The sequence below is a fragment of the Escherichia sp. MOD1-EC6098 genome (assembly GCF_002965865.1).
In the GTDB taxonomy this organism is placed as follows: Bacteria; Pseudomonadota; Gammaproteobacteria; order Enterobacterales; family Enterobacteriaceae; genus Escherichia; species Escherichia marmotae.
Map to the genome: position 1 here is coordinate 175,221 of NZ_PTSN01000005.1, position 19,965 is coordinate 195,185.

General features: G+C 50.5%; 21 protein-coding genes. 11 read left to right on the forward strand and 10 right to left on the reverse strand.

Annotation, left to right across the window (positions count from 1 at the left end; translation table 11 throughout):
• Positions 1–112 precede the first annotated feature (112 nt).
• Positions 113–493, reverse strand: coding sequence for a winged helix-turn-helix transcriptional regulator (locus C0K55_RS08190; protein ID WP_001517645.1), 381 nt, complete (start codon positions 491–493; stop codon positions 113–115).
• A gap of 88 nt (positions 494–581) precedes the next feature.
• On the opposite strand from C0K55_RS08190, the gene C0K55_RS08195 reads away from it, so the two are divergent.
• From C0K55_RS08195 to ytfE, 3 genes are all read left to right on the forward strand, one after another.
• Positions 582–1,442 carry an SDR family oxidoreductase gene (locus tag C0K55_RS08195; protein WP_001517644.1) on the forward strand — a complete coding sequence of 287 codons (861 nt, stop codon included), beginning with the start codon at positions 582–584 and terminating at the stop codon, positions 1,440–1,442.
• 108 nt (positions 1,443–1,550) lie between these two features.
• Entirely contained in the window at positions 1,551–2,516 is a 966-nt protein-coding gene (locus C0K55_RS08200; protein ID WP_105266258.1) for a DMT family transporter, read from the forward strand.
• Positions 2,517–2,623: 107 nt separating this feature from the next.
• Positions 2,624–3,286, forward strand: a complete 663-nt coding sequence (gene ytfE, locus C0K55_RS08205) for an iron-sulfur cluster repair protein YtfE (protein ID WP_000331472.1) — start codon at positions 2,624–2,626, stop codon at positions 3,284–3,286.
• A 52-nt stretch (positions 3,287–3,338) separates the two neighbouring features.
• Here ytfE and C0K55_RS08210 read toward each other — a convergent pair whose 3' ends face one another.
• The 4 genes from C0K55_RS08210 to fklB form a co-directional block, all read right to left on the reverse strand.
• The gene (locus tag C0K55_RS08210) at positions 3,339–4,832 is read right to left on the reverse strand and encodes a hypothetical protein (RefSeq protein WP_000944314.1); all 1,494 of its coding nucleotides are present in this window, start codon (positions 4,830–4,832) and stop codon (positions 3,339–3,341) included.
• Positions 4,833–4,864: 32 nt separating this feature from the next.
• Positions 4,865–6,022, reverse strand: coding sequence for a hypothetical protein (locus C0K55_RS08215; protein ID WP_105266259.1), 1,158 nt, complete (start codon positions 6,020–6,022; stop codon positions 4,865–4,867).
• A 266-nt stretch (positions 6,023–6,288) separates the two neighbouring features.
• Positions 6,289–7,692: a D-serine/D-alanine/glycine transporter gene (cycA, locus tag C0K55_RS08220; RefSeq protein ID WP_000228359.1), complete on the reverse strand. Its 1,404-nt coding sequence runs from the start codon at positions 7,690–7,692 to the stop codon at positions 6,289–6,291.
• A gap of 301 nt (positions 7,693–7,993) precedes the next feature.
• A complete protein-coding gene (gene fklB / locus C0K55_RS08225) occupies positions 7,994–8,614 on the reverse strand; it encodes an FKBP-type peptidyl-prolyl cis-trans isomerase (protein WP_000211229.1) in 621 nt (206 codons plus the stop codon).
• Positions 8,615–8,831: 217 nt separating this feature from the next.
• On the opposite strand from fklB, the gene ytfB reads away from it, so the two are divergent.
• The gene (gene ytfB, locus C0K55_RS08235; RefSeq protein WP_001119463.1) at positions 8,832–9,470 is read left to right on the forward strand and encodes a cell division protein YtfB; all 639 of its coding nucleotides are present in this window, start codon (positions 8,832–8,834) and stop codon (positions 9,468–9,470) included.
• On the opposite strand, the gene C0K55_RS08240 is transcribed toward ytfB, so the two are convergent.
• Positions 9,454–10,101 carry a TetR/AcrR family transcriptional regulator gene (locus C0K55_RS08240; protein WP_001517639.1) on the reverse strand — a complete coding sequence of 216 codons (648 nt, stop codon included), beginning with the start codon at positions 10,099–10,101 and terminating at the stop codon, positions 9,454–9,456. The genes ytfB and C0K55_RS08240 overlap by 17 nt on opposite strands.
• 210 nt (positions 10,102–10,311) lie before the next feature.
• Between C0K55_RS08240 and C0K55_RS08245 the strand changes: the two genes are divergently transcribed.
• The 6 genes from C0K55_RS08245 (at position 10,312) to C0K55_RS08270 (ending at position 17,730) form a co-directional block, all read left to right on the forward strand.
• Positions 10,312–11,103 (forward strand): 3-ketoacyl-ACP reductase, encoded by a 792-nt coding sequence (locus C0K55_RS08245; protein ID WP_000843394.1) that lies wholly within the window; start codon positions 10,312–10,314, stop codon positions 11,101–11,103.
• 9 nt (positions 11,104–11,112) lie between these two features.
• On the forward strand, positions 11,113–11,955 hold the full coding sequence (locus C0K55_RS08250) for a sugar phosphate isomerase/epimerase family protein (protein ID WP_016262809.1): 843 nt from the start codon (positions 11,113–11,115) through the stop codon (positions 11,953–11,955).
• 9 nt (positions 11,956–11,964) lie between these two features.
• Entirely contained in the window at positions 11,965–12,741 is a 777-nt protein-coding gene (locus C0K55_RS08255; protein ID WP_016249507.1) for an enoyl-CoA hydratase/isomerase family protein, read from the forward strand.
• 9 nt (positions 12,742–12,750) lie between these two features.
• Positions 12,751–14,292, forward strand: coding sequence for an acyl CoA:acetate/3-ketoacid CoA transferase (locus tag C0K55_RS08260; RefSeq protein ID WP_001226987.1), 1,542 nt, complete (start codon positions 12,751–12,753; stop codon positions 14,290–14,292).
• Entirely contained in the window at positions 14,289–16,361 is a 2,073-nt protein-coding gene (locus C0K55_RS08265; protein ID WP_001517635.1) for an FAD-dependent oxidoreductase, read from the forward strand. The genes C0K55_RS08260 and C0K55_RS08265 overlap by 4 nt, the downstream gene beginning before the upstream one ends.
• 91 nt (positions 16,362–16,452) lie before the next feature.
• Positions 16,453–17,730: an MFS transporter gene (locus C0K55_RS08270; RefSeq protein ID WP_001033611.1), complete on the forward strand. Its 1,278-nt coding sequence runs from the start codon at positions 16,453–16,455 to the stop codon at positions 17,728–17,730.
• A 100-nt stretch (positions 17,731–17,830) separates the two neighbouring features.
• Here the strand turns inward: C0K55_RS08270 and rplI are convergent, their stop codons facing one another.
• The 4 genes from rplI to rpsF are packed head-to-tail and all read right to left on the reverse strand — an operon-like array spanning position 17,831 to position 19,270.
• Entirely contained in the window at positions 17,831–18,280 is a 450-nt protein-coding gene (gene rplI, locus C0K55_RS08275) for a 50S ribosomal protein L9 (RefSeq protein WP_001196062.1), read from the reverse strand.
• Between the two features lie 41 nt (positions 18,281–18,321).
• Positions 18,322–18,549, reverse strand: a complete 228-nt coding sequence (gene rpsR / locus C0K55_RS08280) for a 30S ribosomal protein S18 (protein ID WP_000135199.1) — start codon at positions 18,547–18,549, stop codon at positions 18,322–18,324.
• A 4-nt stretch (positions 18,550–18,553) separates the two neighbouring features.
• Positions 18,554–18,868, reverse strand: a complete 315-nt coding sequence (priB, locus tag C0K55_RS08285) for a primosomal replication protein N (RefSeq protein ID WP_001517634.1) — start codon at positions 18,866–18,868, stop codon at positions 18,554–18,556.
• 6 nt (positions 18,869–18,874) lie between these two features.
• Positions 18,875–19,270, reverse strand: a complete 396-nt coding sequence (gene rpsF / locus C0K55_RS08290) for a 30S ribosomal protein S6 (protein ID WP_001216676.1) — start codon at positions 19,268–19,270, stop codon at positions 18,875–18,877.
• Positions 19,271–19,596: 326 nt separating this feature from the next.
• Here rpsF and yjfY point away from each other — a divergent pair, with 326 nt between their 5' ends.
• Complete coding sequence (yjfY, locus tag C0K55_RS08295; protein WP_097471704.1) at positions 19,597–19,872, forward strand: DUF1471 family protein YjfY; 276 nt, start codon at positions 19,597–19,599, stop codon at positions 19,870–19,872.
• Positions 19,873–19,965: the final 93 nt, after the last annotated feature.

Sequence of the window (19,965 nt, forward strand, 5' to 3'; positions counted from 1 at the left end):
GACACACCGTTTTCGGTCTACACATCATGCATCGCATCCGGCACTTCCTGGCGGATGCGATGCTGACGCGTCTTATCCGCCCTACAAACCACGAATCGTAGGTCTCCGGCAGTTATGCCGCACGTTCATCCCGCACCGCCAGCACCTCTGGCAAATTCAACTCAATCCAGTCTGCCAGTGCAGCAACCTTTTCACTGACCTGTTCACCCAGCGGTGTGAGGCTATATTCCACATGCGGCGGCACCACCGGATACGCGATACGGTTAACAAATCCATCCTGCTCCAGCGCCTGTAACGACTGCGCGAGCATCTTTTCGCTCACTCCGCCCATTTTACGCCGCAAGTCGCTAAAGCGATGAGTGCCTTCGCGCAGCGCCACCAGAATCAGTACCCCCCAACGGCTGGTAACGTGTTTCAACACATCCCGCGACGGACACTGCTCAGCGAAGAGGTTTCCCTCTTTCAGTTGTTGCGACAGGCTTACCCGACTCATTTCATACTTACCTTTTTGTATGTACTTACTAAAAGTTAGTTTAGGTGTTAGCGTATTTAAACACAAGACAAACCAATGGAGATTTCTCATGATCGCAATCACCGGCGCGACCGGCCAGCTTGGTCACAATGTAATTGAATCTTTGCTGCAAACCGTTTCTGCCAGCCAAATAGTGGCTATCGCACGTAATCCGGAAAAAGCGCATGCTTTGAGCGCACAAGGCATTAGCGTGCGTCAGGCTGACTACGGCGATGAAGCTGCACTGACATCTGCGCTACAGGGCGTGGAAAAATTGCTGCTGATCTCTTCCAGCGAAGTGGGACAGCGTGCCTCGCAGCATCGTAATGTTATTAATGCCGCAAAGGCGGCTGGCGTGAAATTTATCGCCTACACCAGCCTGTTACATGCGGACACCTCCCCGCTCGGCCTGGCTGCTGAGCATATCGAGACGGAGAAAATGCTGGCTGATTCTGGCATCGCTTATACCCTGCTGCGCAACGGCTGGTACACTGAAAACTACCTCGCCAGCGCCCCGGCAGCACTGGAACACGGCGTATTTATTGGTGCGGCGGGCGATGGCAAAATTGCCTCAGCAACTCGTGCAGATTACGCAGAGGCTGCGGCACGCGTAATTAGCGAAGCAGGTCACGAAGGCAAAGTCTATGAGCTGGCGGGCGACAACGCCTGGACGCTGACACAGTTAGCGGCAGAGCTGACCAAACAGAGCGGCAAACCAGTTATCTACCAGAATATGAGCGAAGCCGATTTCGCCGCAGCGCTGAAAAGCGTTGGTCTTCCTGGCGGACTGGCGGATATGCTGGCTGACTCTGACGTTGGCGCATCAAAAGGTGGTCTGTTTGATGACAGCAAAACGCTCAGCACGCTGATTGGCCGCCCGACAACAACATTAGCCGAAAGCGTAAACGCGCTTTTTAATGTTAATAACTAGTTAATTAAAGTGGCATCCTCCCGCATCCTCTCTGATAATGACGGGATGCGGGGAGCAACCATCTCTGTTCCCTGAATATTTCTTCTGACAGACCAATGGATGCCAGTGATGATTAGCGGCGTGCTGTACGCCCTGTTAGCAGGGTTGATGTGGGGGCTTATTTTTGTCGGGCCGTTGATCGTTCCAGAATACCCGGCGATGCTGCAATCAATGGGACGCTATCTGGCATTAGGTTTAATTGCACTGCCCATTGCCTGGCTGGGGCGCGTGCGTCTGCGCCAGTTGACACGTCGCGACTGGCTTACCGCGCTAATGCTCACCATGATGGGCAATCTCATCTATTACTTTTGCCTTGCCAGTGCCATTCAGCGAACCGGCGCGCCTGTTTCCACGATGATTATCGGCACCCTGCCAGTGGTGATCCCGGTCTTTGCCAATTTGCTGTACAGCCAGCGCGACGGCAAACTCGCGTGGGGGAAACTCGCCCCGGCGCTGGTTTGTATTGGTATCGGCCTTGCGTGTGTAAATATTGCTGAGTTAAACCACGGTCTCCCCAATTTTGACTGGGCACGTTATACCTCAGGCGTCATGCTGGCATTAGTCTCCGTGGTTTGCTGGGCGTGGTATGCATTGCGCAACGCCCGCTGGCTGCGGGAAAATCCAGACAAACATCCAATGATGTGGGCGACGGCGCAGGCGCTGGTCACGCTGCCGGTTTCGCTCATCGGTTATGTTGTTGCTTGTTTCTGGCTGAATACGCAAATGCCTGATTTCTCTCTACCTTTTGGCTCCCGTCCACTGGCCTTTATTAGCCTGATGATTGCTATCGCCGTGCTTTGCTCATGGGTCGGCGCACTTTGCTGGAACGTCGCCAGCCAGCGATTACCGACGGTGATCCTCGGGCCGCTGATTGTTTTCGAAACGCTGGCAGGTTTGCTGTACACCTTTTTACTCCGCCAACAAATTCCACCGCTGATGACGCTGAGCGGTATCGCGCTGTTAGTGGCCGGCGTGATCATTGCAGTCAGAGCAGAACCGGAAAAACCCTTAGCTGAACCTGTCTCTGAAAGTTGACACCTTGCCAATCTGTTAAATAATCCTCTGCTACGTAAGGGTTATAGCTTTTAACTTAAAGATGCATTTAAAATACATCTTATCTTATTAAGAATGAGGTATCAGCTATGGCTTATCGCGACCAACCTTTAGGTGAACTGGCGCTCTCTATTCCTCGCGCTTCGGCTCTGTTTCGTCAATATGATATGGATTACTGCTGCGGCGGTAAGCAGACGCTGGCTCGCGCGGCGGCACGTAAAGAACTGGATGTTGACGTCATTGAAGCCGAACTGGCAAAGCTTGCTGAACAACCGATTGAGAAAGACTGGCGTAGCGCGCCGCTGGCAGAAATCATCGACCATATCATCGTGCGCTACCACGATCGTCACCGTGAACAACTGCCAGAGTTGATCCTGCAAGCCACCAAAGTAGAGCGCGTTCACGCCGACAAACCGAGCGTGCCAAAAGGGCTGACAAAATACCTGACTATGCTGCATGAAGAGCTTTCCAGCCACATGATGAAAGAAGAGCAGATCCTCTTCCCGATGATCAAACAAGGCATGGGCAGCCAGGCGATGGGGCCAATCAGCGTAATGGAAAGCGAACACGATGAAGCAGGTGAGCTGTTGGAGGTTATCAAACACATTACCAATAACGTCACACCGCCGCCGGAAGCCTGCACCACCTGGAAAGCGATGTATAACGGTATTAATGAACTGATTGATGATTTAATGGAGCACATCAGTCTGGAAAATAATGTACTGTTCCCACGCGCGCTGGCGGGTGAGTGATTTGTTTGATCAACGATCCTGACATGAGCAGGATCGTTGATTGTTAAGTGATTCAGTCACTCAGTGGAAGCAATTCATTATTGTAACTGGTGTACTTACCTTCAACGGTAAGCAGACTGCCGTTTTTATCAAGATGCGCCGCATTGAGTTGTCGAGTCTCATTACGCCGCTTCGCATCACGAACCAACCCATCTCCTACGTAATAAATATAATGGTCATCATGAGCAAAGGTATCTGATAATTGACCATTGGCGTATTTAAACCACGTCCATTGGCCTTTCAGTTCAAAGAGCTCAACCGTGTCTTCGTTAATAAAATACGTATAGCGGTCATCATGTGCCAAATAATTTAATGTTGTGCCATCGGGGCTTTTATACCACGTCCAATGCCCATTAATATCGAAAATAGTCACATCAGCGCTCGCGATGAAATAAACTTTATTCCCTACAATATTAACGCCTCCCTGTAATTCTTGTTTGGGGTCGGGTAAATGAATAACCGAAAGCGTTTTTTCGACCCCAGAAACATACTTCACCAGATAGAGCGAATCTTTATATTGCGCCACATTCTGCGTCAACGGGCGAAAATATTCCGGATCAACATCAGGAATGGTCGCAACCCGGCAGTCATTAGCGCGCCGGGAAGCATCACGCGTCAACCATGTTACTTTATCTCGCTGTAGATCAAACGTACTCCGGCAATCTTTCCCGAACGAATAACGTTTCTCCCCGTTTTTGTCGCGATAAATCAGTAGTGAACCGGCCATCCAGCGCACAAGATGAAAGGTATCCGGATCGGCATTGATGGCATCTCCATTCACAAAGACCTGCGATTGGGTTCGCCAAATGGTATCCCACGGTCCAGGATTACTTTTGCTTTCACAACTATTAGGTGAATAAAGAATGGGGCGACGTGTCCAGGATTTAACGCCAAGAATAGAATATCCTTGTGCACTGCCTAACCAACGCCCTTGAAAATAAATATTGCGGCGATCTTTGAGCACATCCGCAGAATCACCTGAACGAACGCGACCGCCGACTTGTTGCAGCGAATCCATATCAACCTGCTTTTCGCCGCGGTTATCATCCGTGCGTTCGCCATCAAAATAGAGGCTGTCTTTATCAGCGGCAAAACGTCCCCAGGCACGGAATGTTGCGGCATCGACTTTCGGTGTTCCCGGCGGGTTCTGGACTATTTTCCCTGCCCATAAAATATGACGGCCATCAGTCAACCAGTCGAAACGCCAGCCGCCATTAGTTCTGATATAAGTGCCCGCATCCACTTGTACAAAATCATTATTGATATTATCCGGAGAATCATATTTATCATCAGTGCCGTTGGGTACGCGGCGAAGTTGCTTAAACTTGACCTGCGGTAAATGAATATCCGGGAAATAGAGTCCATAATCGTCACTATCTTCAACGCTATATTTTGTTCCTTGCCCCCACGGCTGGTAGTAAAACGCAGCAGAAGGTACACCGGAGCAGGCTAGTGAGGTGGTTGAAAATAAAGCCAGGGCGAGACAAAGGGGTTTAATTCGCAACATAGCGTCATCCTGAAGCTGTTAGTGTGAAGAGGTTATTTAAATAAGGGTTTTAGTCCGCTCGGAGGTTGCTTCACCGATGACCATCCTCCCACACCCAGGTTATAACGCAGCCATTCACCTTGCCGGGCACGCTCTTTCACAATTTCAGTCGCTTGTTGAGCGTAAAGCTGCCCGTCTGGAGATATATACGTATTAATTAATCTCCGCCAACCACCTGCTTCAAGTGAGCCGGAGAGTTCCTCCGACTTAAGATTAATCAATTCACCTTCACCCAAGGCGTTGGTTGTTACTTTATAAATTTGGTTCTTATATAAACCGGTGTCCCAAACAAACAGATAAAAATATTCCGGATCAACCCCCACCAGCGTTTCATAAACACAGTCACTGCCCGCTGGAGTGGCTTCATGTTTGAGCCAGGACACATTATTCAGACCACTATTAAATGGCGCACAGCGATACTCAATATCCTCAAGCTCATAGTCATGCTCGCCGCTTTTATCGCGATAAACCAACCGTTCACCAGGCATCCAACGTTTAATCTGAAAAGTTTTGCGATCGGCGGGCAGAAGCTTACCGTTAACAATTACCTGCGAATTTGTCAGCACAACAAATTGTATGGCTGAATCATGCCGCACGATTTGAAATCCATCGGCATGACCCAACCAGCGACCTTTATGCCAAAGACTATTTTTATCACGCAGTAAATTCCAGATGTCCGTCTCTTCCAGCGTTGACATATCCACCTGCTTATCACCGCTATTATCATCGGTACGCTGACCATCAAAATAGATACTGCGTTTATCGGCAGCGAAAGCGCCGAATGCCTGAAAACTGGTGGCATCGACATTAGGTTTACCGGATGGGTTTGTCAGGACTTTGCCTGCCCAAAGGACAGAGCGTCCATCGGTGAGCCAGGTATGCTGACAATCCCCCTCATCATCGCAATCGAACTTATCGGGATTAAAATCGGACAGTAAGCGGGTTTCTTGTTTATTGGCTAAATTGGCAATGCGCCAAAGGTGGGAAAAATTAATATCTGGTAATTCGGAGAGGATCTCATCTTTTTCCCCCTTCTGTTCGGCAATGTAAACCGTACCTTTCTCCTGCTGGCGGTAATAAAAATCTGCGCCCCAGGAAAGTGAAATGGAGAGAGGTAATGCGGCGATTAATAACCAACTGTGCTTAGCCATAGTGAACTCTGCAATAAGTGGCAAAGATTCACGGTAAGCCCACGCCTGGGCGCTGTCGATGACGGGAAGTATTTTTAGGAATGTATAAAGACAAAAGAGATTGCAGACAAAGTGTGCTTTGTTCATGCCGGATGCGGCGTAAACGCCTTATCCGGCCTACAAAAGCACGCAAATTCAATATATGGCAGAGCTCCCGTAGGCCTGATAAGCGTAGCGCATCAGGCAATTTTGCAGCCTGAAAGGCACCCGCAGGTGCCTTAGCAGCATTACTTCGCTATACGTTTCTTACCAATAAACAACCAGCCCAGCCCCAGCGCGATAAACCACAGCGGAGTAACCAGCAGCGCCTGCCGAGTGTCATCTTCCAGCGTCAGCAGCACGATAACGAACACAAAAAACGCCATACATACCCAGCACATCAGCTTGCCGAGCGGCATCTTGTAGATCGACTTCTCATGCAGGTGTGGACGCTGTTTGCGATACACCAGGTACGAGCAAAGGATAATAGTCCAGACGAACATAAACAGAATCGCTGAAACCGTGGTGATCATGGTGAACGCGCCAATCACGCTTGGATTCACATACAACATCACCACGCCGCCGAGCAGACAGATACAAGAGAAGGTCAGCCCTTTCGCTGGTACTGCGCGTTTAGAGAGTTTAGCGAACGCTTTCGGCGCGACGCCTTCCTGTGCCAGACCAAACAACATACGGCTGGTAGAGAATACGCCACTGTTAGCAGAAGAAGCCGCAGAGGTCAGCACCACAAAGTTAATCACACTTGCCGCCGCAGGCAGCCCCACCAGCACAAACAGTTCTACAAACGGGCTTTTCTCCGCGACCACTGAACTCCACGGCGTCACGGACATAATCACAATCAGCGCGAAGACGTAGAACATAATGATGCGGATCGGAATGGAGTTAATCGCACGCGGCAGTGATTTCTCGGGATCTTTGGTTTCCGCAGCCGTTGTGCCGACCAGCTCAATCCCCACAAAAGCGAAAACCGCTATCTGGAATCCGGCAAAGAAGCCGCTTAAGCCTTTCGGGAACCAGCCGCCGTCATTCCACAAATGCGCAAACGACGCTTCTACGCCAGTCGGTGACTGGAAGTGCATCATCACCATAATCAGACCGACAACAATCAGCGACACAATAGCGACGATTTTGATCATCGCGAACCAGAACTCCATCTCACCAAACATTTTCACGGTGGCGAGATTAAGAACCAGCAACAGAATGATCACCGACAACGACGCCACCCAGTCGGAAAGTCCTGGAAACCAGAACTGCGCGTAAGCGGTAATCGCCACAACATCCGCCATACCGGTTACCACCCAACAGAACCAATAAGTCCAGCCAGTGAAATAACCCGCCCACGGCCCCAATAAATCGGAAGCGAAGTCACTAAAAGATTTATATTCCAGATTCGAAAGCAGCAACTCCCCCATTGCCCGCATCACGAAAAAGAGCATAAAACCGATGATCATATAAACAAAAATGATCGACGGCCCGGCAAGACTGATTGTTTTACCGGAACCCATAAACAACCCTGTACCTATGGCACCGCCAATGGCAATAAGCTGAATATGCCGGTTTGTGAGATTGCGCCGTAGCGACTGTTCAGCCGGAGCCTGATCATCGGCAACGACTTTTACCTGATCTACCATGTTTTTTCTTCCTGTCTGTGTTGTTCAGGCTCTGCGGCCTTTTGTCAGTCTATGATACGACGAATCGGTATCGGGACTCATCGATATTAGGTAACAATGCGCGGGATGAATACTAAGATTTAGATCTAATGTTAATTTAATGTTTAAAGTGAGTGTCATATCACGGTGATAACGCGAAATAGCTCACAAAAATACACGCTTACGTGGTCTTTGCAACACAAAATAGCGCCGTTTGGCAAACTGAAGGGTTTATTGCTGAATGCCTGCTCCCCTCTGGCTCGAGGGGAACAGAATGCGCTGCTTAGAGGATTTCCAGCAGTTCGACTTCAAACACCAGGGTGCTGAACGGAGGAATAGACGCGCCAGCGCCACGCTCGCCATAAGCCAGTTCCTGCGGGATAGTCAGTTCCCATTTAGAACCTACCGGCATCAGAGTCAGTGCTTCAATCCAGCCGGGGATCACGCCGTTAACCGGGAATTCAGCCGGTTCGCCACGGGCAACGGAGCTGTCAAATACAGTACCGTCGATCAGTTTACCGGTGTAATGAACGCGAACGCGGTCGGTACGTGCCGGAATTGCGCCTTCGCCCTGATTAATCACGCGGAATTGCAGGCCAGATTCGGTGCTGTTCACACCCTCTTTTTTGGCGTTTTCTTCAAGGTATTTCACACCTTCGGCAGCCATCGTCTGGAAACGCTGACGACGAACAGCATCGGCACGTTCGTGGATTTCACGTAGCGCACGGTGCACCACATCAACCGGAACAGCCGGATGTTTGCCTTCCAGCGCATCAGCAATGCCTGCAACCAGTGCTTCTGGCAGTAACCCTTCCAGACCAGATTCACTCAGTTGTTGCCCTACCTGCAAACCAATGCCGTAGCTTGCTTGCGCTTCGATGGTATCAAAAGTTGGGGTGGTCATCGTATTTCCTTTCTTAGGGTAAAAAGTAGCGGGCAGCATATCAGCCACACAACTTTGGGTAAAACTTTGTCGCGGGAATGATGACAAATCACGGGGAAAAAGAAACAATAGCAATATCCCGTATGAATATAATAAAAGCGGGTTTACCACGGACATCATAGCGTTAGCTTATTCATAGGCTATGATTGAGGAACAAGACGCGGAGCAGGAGGAAACCATGCCCGGGCGCTTTGAACTAAAACCAACCCTGGAGAAAGTCTGGCACGCGCCGGACAATTTTCGCTTCATGGACCCGCTGCCGCCGATGCATCGTCGGGGGATCATTATTGCCGCCATTGTATTGGTGGTCGGTTTTCTACTTCCGTCTGATGATACGCCCGACGCGCCGGTGGTGACGCGTGAAGCGCAACTGGATATTCAGTCGCAATCCCAACCGCCGACGGAAGAACAACTGCGGGCGCAATTAGTCATCCCACAAAATGATCCCGATCAGGTGGCACCGGTCGCCCCTGAACCGATACAGGAAAGTCAGCCTGAAGATCAGCCGCAAACCGCACAAACACAACCTTTCCAGCCAGATAGCGGAATTGACAACCAGTGGCGCTCTTACCGTGTCGAACCCGGCAAAACGATGGCGCAACTGTTCCGCGACCACGGTCTACCCGCCACTGATGTCTATGCAATGGCGCAGGTAGAAGGCGTGGGTAAACCGCTGAGTAATTTGCAAAATGGGCAGATAGTGAAAATTCGCCAGAACGCCAGCGGCGTGGTGACGGGCTTAACCATTGATACGGAGAATAATCAACAGGTTCTGTTTACCCGCCAGCCAGATGGCAGTTTTATTCGTGCGCGGTAGATGAAGGTTCAAGCAGAAGCCAGCTAAGGATCGTTTCTTTAATGACCTTACGTCTGGCTTCCAGCGCTTGCGGTGAAACCATGCTGATGTGATAAACCAGGCCAAGCGTATGCTGGTTGATCAAATAATATCCTCCAAGCGCGGCAATATTGATATTCACCTGCAACGGGTCGATATCTGGCTTAAAAATATTGAGTTTCTTCCCTTCAGCCAACAAGGATTCCATTAACTGTAAATGCGCGTGGTTAATTTCCTGAAGACGCTGTGATTTTGCATAATGCACACCTTTGCTCTGGTTTTCACTATGCACAATTTTTAAAAACCAGGGATTAGCAATGTAATAATCCCAGGTAAAATCGATGATTTTTTCAATTGCTTTTTGTGGAGGGAGACCTGAAACATCAAGGGATTTTTCTTTTTGTCGAATATCATTCCAGGTATATTCCAGCACTTCGATAAATAAATTTTCTTTATTACCAAAGTGATGGTAAACCGTCTGTTTACTGCACTCCGCAGCCTTCACGATATTATCGACTCTGGCCCCTTCATAACCATATTCGGCAAATTCATTAACCGCACATAATAATAGTTTTTCCTTCAGGCTTTGTACGTTGCTGGTATCAAGATACATAACGCTTCCCCACGACCTCTTCAGGATTACTATCATAACCTGATTTGATTTCAGCTCCAGAAAAAAGGGCAAAAACTCGTACTTTCATCGAGTTATCAAATGCCCTGTGATCGCTATCGCAGATCAACCAACCAGATGGTTGATCTTTCTTTCCACACGTCGCAAGCTAATCGTCACTCAAGGAAACAATATTCAAAAGAGGGTTATTGTATGAAGTCCACTCGTCCCGTTGCCGTGATTACCGGAGCCGCACGTGGTATTGGAAAAGGCTGTGCGCTGGAACTTGCTCGTGGCGGTTTTAACCTGCTGATTAACGATCGCCCCGATGCCGACAGCGTAGAAAAATTACATGCCACGCAACAGGAATGTCTGGCAGAAGGCGTGGAAGTGATTTGCTTCCCTGCCGATGTTGGCGATCTCTCCCTGCATGAAGAGATGCTCGACGCGGCGCAAAACCAGTGGGGGCGTCTGGACTGTCTGCTCAACAACGCGGGGATTTCCGTGAAAAAGCGCGGTGACCTTCTCGACCTGGAGCCAGACAGCTTCGACCAAAACATTGCCATTAACACCCGTGCGCCGTTTTTCCTCGCTCAGGCATTCAGTAAACGCTTACTGGCACAACCGAAACCGGAAGCGGAGCTACCGCACCGCTCGATTATTTTTGTCAGTTCAATCAACGCCATCATGCTGGCGATGAATCGCGGCGAATATACCATTGCCAAAACCGCCGTTTCTGCCGCTGCTCGTCTGTTTGCCGCTCGCCTTTGCAATGAACAAATTGGCGTCTATGAAGTGCGCCCCGGCCTAATCAAAACCGATATGACCATTCCGGCAACGGCCTATTACGATGAATTAATTGCCAAAGGTCTGGTGCCGTGGGGACGCTGGGGTTATCCGGCTGATATCGCCTCCACAGTACGGGCAATGGCGGAAGGCAAACTGATTTATACCTGTGGCCAGGCGGTCGCTATCGACGGCGGCTTAAGTATGCCGCGCTTCTGAGGCTGAATCATGAGAGATCTGTTACAACGCCCGGATTTATTCAGCATTAATACCGCGACGCTGGGCTATAAAATGCCGCTACCCGCCATTATTGATGCCTGCGCCGCACGCGGTATCGGCGCGCTCGCCCCCTGGCGCAGAGAGTTGCAGGGCGAAGATCTCCAGCAGATCGCCCGCCAGCTTGCCGCCAGTAACATGAGCGTTTCCGGTTTGTGTCGTAGCACCTATTACACCGCGCCGACGCTGGCGGAGCGCAAACTGGCAGTAGATGATAACCGTCAGGCGCTGGACGATGCCGCTGCGCTGAACGCCGCCTGTTACATGCAGGTGGTTGGCGGGTTACCAACTGGCACAAAAGATCTGTATGAGGCGCGGGAACAGGTGAAACAAGGGATTCGCCAGTTGCTGCCACATTCGAAAGAAGTCGGCGTGCCAATTGCGCTGGAGCCACTGCACCCGATGACTGCCGCCGATCGTTCCTGTTTGTGTACGCTACGCCAGGCACTGGACTGGTGTGATGAACTCGATCCCGATGGTGAGTTTGGTCTCGGCGTGGCGGTGGATGTCTACCACGTCTGGTGGGACCCGGAACTGGCCAGCCAAATCCTGCGTGCCGGAAAACGAATTCTCGCATTTCATGTTTCCGACTGGTTAGTGCCTACCACCGATCTGGTCAATGATCGAGGAATGCCGGGAGATGGCATCATCAATATTCCGTCAATCCGTCGCCTGGTTGAAAACGCCGGATTTAATGGCGCTATAGAGCTGGAAATATTCTCACCGTACTGGTGGCAGCAAGATATAAACAGCACGCTGGATATTAGCGTCGATCGCATCGCGCATTATTGTTAAGGAATGATCATGAATGACCAACCCGTTCTGTTCAGCAGAGCGGCGGCTTCCTGCCGTCTGACGTTGAACCGTGAAGATAAATGTCATGCCATTAATGAAGAGATGATTGAATCTCTCGATCATTATTTAAATGAAATTGAAAACGACACCACATTACGATTAGTCGAATTAACCGCAACCGGCGATAAATTCTTTTGTGCGGGCGGCGATATTAAATCATGGTCGACTTATTCTCCATTAGATATGGGCAGAAAGTGGATTAAACGCGGTAATGATGTTTTTAATCGCCTACGCAATTTACCGCAATTAACGGTTGCGAATCTAAACGGTCACACCATCGGCGGCGGTATTGAACTTGCCTTGTGCTGCGATATTCGTATCGCTCGCCCCAACGCAAAATTCTCTAACCCGGAAGTGATGCTTGGCATGGTGCCTGGCTGGATGGGCATCGAACGTGTGCTTAATCAGGTCGGTCCGGTGGTTGGTCGCCAGATGCTGATGTTGGGTAAACGCCTGACGGCGCAGGAAGCCCTGGCGGCGAATTTGATTGATGAAGTGGTAGAAAAAGAACAGATAGAAAGCTGGATGGCGAATCAGTTAGCGCACCTGGAAAAATGTGGCCCGGTGGCGCTGGCGCATATTAAGCAACTGATTCTGGCGCTGGAAAATAAACATGCCGATTACTCACACCAGTTACTGGCGGGATTAATGTCCGCCACCCACGATTGCCAGCAAGCCACGCGCGCATTTGCCGAAAAAGGCAGCGTCAGCTTCCATAATCAATAAGGAAATTGTATGCGTAAGATAACAACCGCCGGGGCACTGGCGGCGCAAATTCAGGACGGCGCAACCATTGCCATTAGCGGTAACGGCGGCGGCATGGTGGAAGCTGACCATATTCTGGCAGCCATTGAAGCGCGTTTCCTGCAAACCGGACACCCCCGCAACCTGACACTAATCCACTCGCTGGGCATTGGCGATCGCGACAGCAAAGGCACTAACCGCCTCGCTCATGCCGAAATGCTCAAACGCATAATTGCCGGACACTTTACCTGGTCCCCCAAAATGCAGGAGTTGGTAAAAAATAACGCCATCGAAGCGTATTGCTTTCCTGGCGGTGTAATTCAGGCACTGCTGCGGGAGATCGGTGCCGGACGTCCTGGGCTTTTTACCCACGTAGGGCTGGGATCGTTTGTTGATCCACGCAATGGTGGCGGAAAGTCGAACGCTTGCACCACTGACGATCTGGTAGAACTGATTGAAATTGATGGCGAAACCAAACTCCGCTATCGCCCTTTCAAAGTGGACTATGCCATTTTGCGCGGCACTTATGCCGATCCGCGTGGCAACGTTAGCCTCGAAGAAGAAGCGATTGATATGGATAGCTATTCGATGGCGCTGGCAGCACACAACAGCGGCGGCAAAGTATTCGTCCAGGTGCGCGATGTGCTGGAAGCTGGCGCCATCGAACCACGCCGGGTCAAGCTGCCGGGGATTCTGGTCGATGGCATCGTTGAGCACCGCGAACAACCGCAAACCTATCTTGGCGGCTACGACCTGACAATTAGCGGTCAGCATCGCCGTCTGAGTTCTACCGGCGCTATTGAACTGGTTAGCCATCCGGTGCGCCGTCTGATTGCCCGTCGGGCGGCACGCGAACTGGTGGCTGGCGCTTCTACCAACTTTGGCTTTGGTATTCCGGGTGGTATTCCTGGGGTTGCACTGCGCGAAGGTGTTCCTTATCAAAGTTTATGGTTGAGTGTCGAGCAAGGCGTGCATAACGGCATGATGCTGGATGACGCGTTTTTCGGCTGCGCCCGTAACGCTGACGCGATTATCCCTTCGCTGGATCAATTCGAGTTCTACAGCGGCGGCGGCATTGATATTACTTTCCTCGGCATGGGCGAGATGGATCAGCACGGTAACGTCAATGTCTCACACCTGAACGGCAATCTGATCGGCCCTGGCGGCTTCCTCGAAATTGCACAAAATGCCCGTAAAGTGGTGTTCTGCGGCACATTCGACGCCAAAGGCAGCAAGCTCGACGTGACGCCAGATGGTCTGCATATCACCCAGTCAGGTCAAATACCCAAACTGGTTACTCAGGTGGAAAAAATCACCTTTAGCGCCGCTTACGCACAGCAAAGTGGTCAGGAAGTGCTGTACATCACCGAACGCGCGGTTTTTCAGTTAACGACAGAAGGTGTTGAATTAATTGAGATTGCCCCGGGCGTGGAGATTGACCGCGACATTCTGCCGTTCATGGCCTTCCGTCCGATTATCAGGCAGCCGCGTCTGATGGAAAGTAGCCTGTTTACGCCGATGGAGGACGCATGAGCCAGCCTGATGACGCCATCCTCGAGGCGCTGACGCACGTCACCTTTCCGAAAGGTTTTACGCCAGCAGAACCGCACTCAATTGTCACCGTGGAGGATGTTGATTACCCAACCTGGCAAGTTGATGCACTGGTCGTTGGTAGCGGCGCGGCTGGATTACGTGCAGCGGTTGAGCTGAAACGTCGCCAGCAAAATGTGCTGCTTGCTACCGCCGGGTTATACATGGGAACGTCAGCCTGCTCCGGTTCCGATAAACAGACGCTGTTTACCGCTGCTACTGCGGGCAACGGCGACAACTTCGCAAAACTGGCCGAGGCACTGGCGAGCGGCGGCGCGATGGATCACGACACGGCATATGTCGAAGCGGTCGGTTCCCTGCATACCCTTGGTGGGCTGCAATATCTTGGTCTGGAATTGCCGGAAGATCGCTATGGCGCAATTCTCCGTTATCAGACCGACCATGACGAAGCCGGACGCGCGACGTCCTGTGGACCACGCACTTCTCGCCTGATGGTGAAAGTGCTGCTGGAAGAAGTGCAGCGCCTCTCCATTCCACTGCTGACCAGTGCGACGGTGATTAAACTGCTGCATCAACGCGGTGAGAATGGCGAAGATCGCGTGGCGGGGGCTATCCTCGCAACCGGTTCCCGCGCCCATAACCCGTGGGGGCTGGCAATTGTGACTGCGCCCAATGTGGTACTGGCAACGGGCGGACCGGGCGAGCTTTATCGCGACAGTGTTTATCCGCATAAATGCTTTGGCTCGCTGGGGCTGGCGCTGGAAGAAGGTTTGACGCTAACCAATCTGACCGAAAGCCAGTTTGGTATAGGCACGCCGCGCAGCACGTTTCCGTGGAATTTATCCGGCACCTATGTGCAGGTGATCCCGTATATCTATTCTGTGGATACAGAGGGTAACGAGTATAATTTCCTTGCGGATTACTATCGCACTACCCAGGAACTGGCTTCAAATATCTTCCGTAAAGGCTATCAGTGGCCGTTCCACGCCACACGGGTGATGGATTTTGGCTCCAGCCTGCTGGATATGGCGGTGGCAAAAGAGCAGCAATCAGGCCGCCTGGTGTTTATGGATTTCAATCGCAATCCTGAAGCGGTGCCTGGTGATTTGCCATTCTCATTAGCGCGACTGGATGCTGACGTTCACGCGTATCTGGAAAACAACGGCGCGCTGGCACCATCGCCCATCGAACGCCTGCAACGAATGAATCCGCTGTCTATCTCGCTGTACCAGATGCACGGCTACGGGCTCACCACGCAACCACTGCAGTTCGCCATGAATAATCAACACATGAACGGCGGCATTGAGGTGGATATCTGGGGGCAAACCTCTCTACCCGGCTGTTTTGCCGTGGGAGAAGTGGCCGGAACTCACGGCGTCACTCGCCCCGGCGGCGCAGCGCTGAATGCCGGGCAGGTTTTTGCCGTGCGCCTGGCGCGCTTTATTGGCTGTACGCAAATGCGGTCTGTTGAGGGAGATATCGCGCAACGGGTAGCTTCGCCCCTGACTACCGTAAGAGAGGTCATCACCCAGGCGCTGGCAAACGAAAACGGTATGACGCTGGCAACGGTGAAAGAAAAAATCCAGACGCGAATGTCTGATTACGCTGGATTTATTTGTCATGCCGATAAAGTTCGCCACGCCACCCGCGATGCCCTGCTGTTGAGTGAATTTGCCCAGCAACACGGTTTAACCATCAACCACGCAGGCGAAGTTGCTGAATTATTTATGTGGCGGCATATGGCGCTGACCTCTGCCGCCGTTTTAACGCAACTCACACATTATATTGACGCAGGTGGCGGCAGTCGTGGGGCGCGGATGGTTATTGATCCGCAAGGCGAATGCCTGCCACAAACTCGTCGCGGCGCAAAAGAAGAATGGCGTTTTCGCTCTGAGCAAGCCGACGATAAAAATCACAAATTAACGATTCAATATTCACAAGGTTCTTTTATTACCGAAGTTAAGTCTTTACGCAAACAACCGCATATTAACGGTATTTTCTTTGAAAAAAACTGGCCAGATTTTCTGAATGGAGAGATTTACACACAATAATTTTTAATATGTTCTCTGTACCTGATTTTATTACCTATTACACGGAAATACCAACAACCAGGGTTTATTAATATAATTAAAAGGTTTAAACATGAATAAAATAAAGAATTATCGGTGGCATATGATTGCCCTCGTATGTTTTATCACTGTAATCAATTATCTGGACAGAACTGCATTAGGTATTGCGGCTCCAACCATTATGGAGACCACCGGAATAACCAAAGAGCAATATTCATGGATCGTCAGTGCGTTCCAGTTGGCCTATACATTAGGGCAACCGGTGATGGGTTTCTTTATTGATACCGTTGGTCTGAAATTAAGCTTTGCGATTTGCGCCGCAATCTGGGGTCTGGCGACAATGGGTCATGCACTGACCGGAACATGGTCAGGTCTGGCATTTATGCGCGCCCTGATGGGGTTCAGCGAAGCATCGGCAATTCCGGCGGGTGTTAAAACAGCATCAACATGGTTCCCGGCAAAAGAGCGCGGTGTGGCTACGGGGGTTTTCAATATGGGAACTTCACTCGGTGCAATGCTTGCGCCACCGCTGATTGCCTGGTGCATTATGTTTCATAGCTGGCAATTTGCGTTTATTGTCTCGGGTAGCCTTGCTTTGCTCGCGGCTATATTTTGGTTCTTTTGTTATAAAGATCCGAAAGATGCCAAACGCCTTTCTGATGAAGAGCGTCAATATATTGAATCAGGACAAGAGCAGCATCTTAAAACAGGTAAAAAAGAAAAAACGTCAATCAAACATATCCTCAGCCAACGTAATTTCTGGGGTATCGGCATCGCGCGTTTTCTCGCAGACCCGGCATGGGGAACCATTAATTTCTGGGTGCCTATATTCTTCGTTGAAACGCTGCATTTTAGCCTGAAAGAAATTGCCATGTTTGTCTGGCTACCTTTCCTGCTGGGCGACCTCGGCTGTTTAGCCAGCGGTTTTGTGGCGAAGTTCTTCCACGATCGCGGCGTGAGTTTAATTAACTCGCGAAGAATTACCTTCACTATTGCTGCGGTCATTATGATGACAATCGGCCTGGTGAGTATTGTCGAAAATCCCTACATTGCCGTATTGCTGATTAGTATTGGCGCGTTCTCGCATCAATGTCTTTCTACTGTTGCGGCAACACTGGGCGGCGATTTGTTCAAAAAAGATGAAGTTGCCACCGCCGTTGGTATGGCGGGTGCCTGTGCGTGGAGTGGTCAGTTGATTTTCAACCTGTTTATCGGGGCATTCGTTCACATTATCGGCTTCGCGCCGTTCTTTATTGCTCTGGCTTTCTTTGACATCCTGGGGGCAATTGCGCTGTGGGCGCTTATCAAAGTCAAAGATGAAGAACCGCACGTACAATTAGCTACGAGCTAATATTTAAGATGAGTGCGCTGTAATTATGGTTATGGCGCTTCAACAATAAAGCAAAACGCCGGCACATGGCCGGCGTTTTTACGTCTCGTTGAATAACGAATTATTCAGCTACTACGTTTACGATCACTTTCGCGAATACTTCGCTGTGAACCTGGAAGCTTACTTCGTGTTCGCCAGTGGTACGCAGAACGCCGTTCGGCAGACGAACTTCGCTCTTAGCCACTTCAACGCCTGCTGCAGTTACAGCGTCAGCGATGTCGCGAGTACCGATGGAACCGAACAGTTTACCTTCGTCGCCAGCTTTAGACGCGATGGTAACAGTTTCCAGTGCATTGATTTTCTCAGCGCGAGCATTAGCTGCTGCCAGAACTTCAGCCAGTTTAGCTTCCAGTTCAGCGCGACGTGCTTCGAAGAATTCAATGTTTTTCTTGGTAGCTGGAACAGCTTTACCCTGTGGTACCAGGAAGTTACGAGCGTAGCCCGCTTTAACATTTACCTGATCACCCAGGCTACCCAGGTTTGCTACTTTATCAAGCAGAATAACTTGCATTACCTTATCCTCTCAAAGTCGTATTAATGGACCGTGACCGATTACTGATGGCGATCAGTGTACGGCAGCAGGGACAGGTAGCGAGCGCGTTTGATAGCGCGAGCCAGCTGACGCTGGTATTTTGCACGGGTCCCGGTGATACGGCTTGGGACAATCTTACCGCTTTCGGTGATGTAGTTTTTCAGCGTAGCGATATCTTTATAGTCGATCTCTTGAACGCCTTCCGCGGTGAAACGGCAGAACTTGCGACGACGGAAATAACGTGCCATATGGCTAGTCTCCAGAATCTATCAATTCAATCTGCTCGGCATGCAAAACCATTTTGCTCAGACCGTTCTTTGCCTTGTGGCATGAAATGAACCCCTGAACGGTTATGCGACTGCCGACCGTTATACTGTGAGTAATGGCCTGGTTTTCGTGTCCGCTAATAATAACGGGCATTTGGCACCACGCCTGCCGATGAAAACCGGCTTCCTCCTGCACAGAACGATGCTCAAGCACGAACTGGCAGTGAGGAATTCCTGATGGACTGACCTTTCGAAGGGGCATCCTGCACACGGTGCCGGACAACACCAGACGGTTGGTCATCAGAAATTACTCTTCAGAATCCCCAGCTTCAGCATCATCAGCGGTTTCGTTTGCGAAATCATCGCGACGCTCACGGCGCTCGTCTTTCGCTTTAACCATCGGAGATGCTTCGGTAACGGCGTGCTTAGTACGCATTACCATGCTACGGATAACGGCGTCGTTGAAGCGGAAGGTAGTTTCCAGCTCATCGATCACTTCCTGCGGCGCTTCAACGTTCATCAGAACGTAGTGAGCTTTGTGCAGTTTGTTGATCGGGTAAGCCAACTGACGGCGGCCCCAGTCTTCCAGACGGTGGATCTTGCCTTCTGCACCAGTGATGGCAGCAGTGTAGCGCTCGATCATGCCCGGAACCTGTTCGCTCTGGTCAGGATGGACCATAAAAACGATTTCGTAATGACGCATCGAATTGCTCCTTACGGATTATTCAGCCTCCTGTCTGGGTCAGCCGCAGCCCATGGAGGCAAGGAACGTGTTAAAGGGCGGCTGAAAAATGACGCGTTATAGTACTGGTATACCCCACTAAACTCAAGGCCAGCCGACAAATAATTCTCATCTTTCGCTAAATCGTACTAACCCGCTGATTTGAAGTTCATCACATTCCATTACGGTGTTTTTTTGAACAACTGCATCAGAAATGGTCACCATCAACTTCTTTATCATTGATTAAAATTAAATCAGAAGATCATCACAGAGGAGCGCATACAAAGACAGCCGTCGAGGAGGTATTTATGTTCAGTCGTGTTTTAGCCCTTCTGGCTGTGCTTTTGCTAAGTGCAAATACATGGGCAGCCATTGAAATCAATAACCACCAGGCCAGAAATATGGACGATGTGCAGAGCTTAGGCGTGATTTATATCAATCATAACTTTGCCACTGAAAGTGAAGCACGTCAGGCATTAAACGAAGAAACCGATGCGCAGGGCGCAACGTACTACCACGTGATTCTGATGCGGGAACCGGGGAGTAACGACAACATGCACGCCAGCGCGGATATTTATCGCTAGCACCAGGTATAACCAACGAAACATTGTCATAGTTTGCATTGCCCCCTTCACCGGGGGCTTTTTTATGAAAAACGGCTGCGGAATCAGACCAGT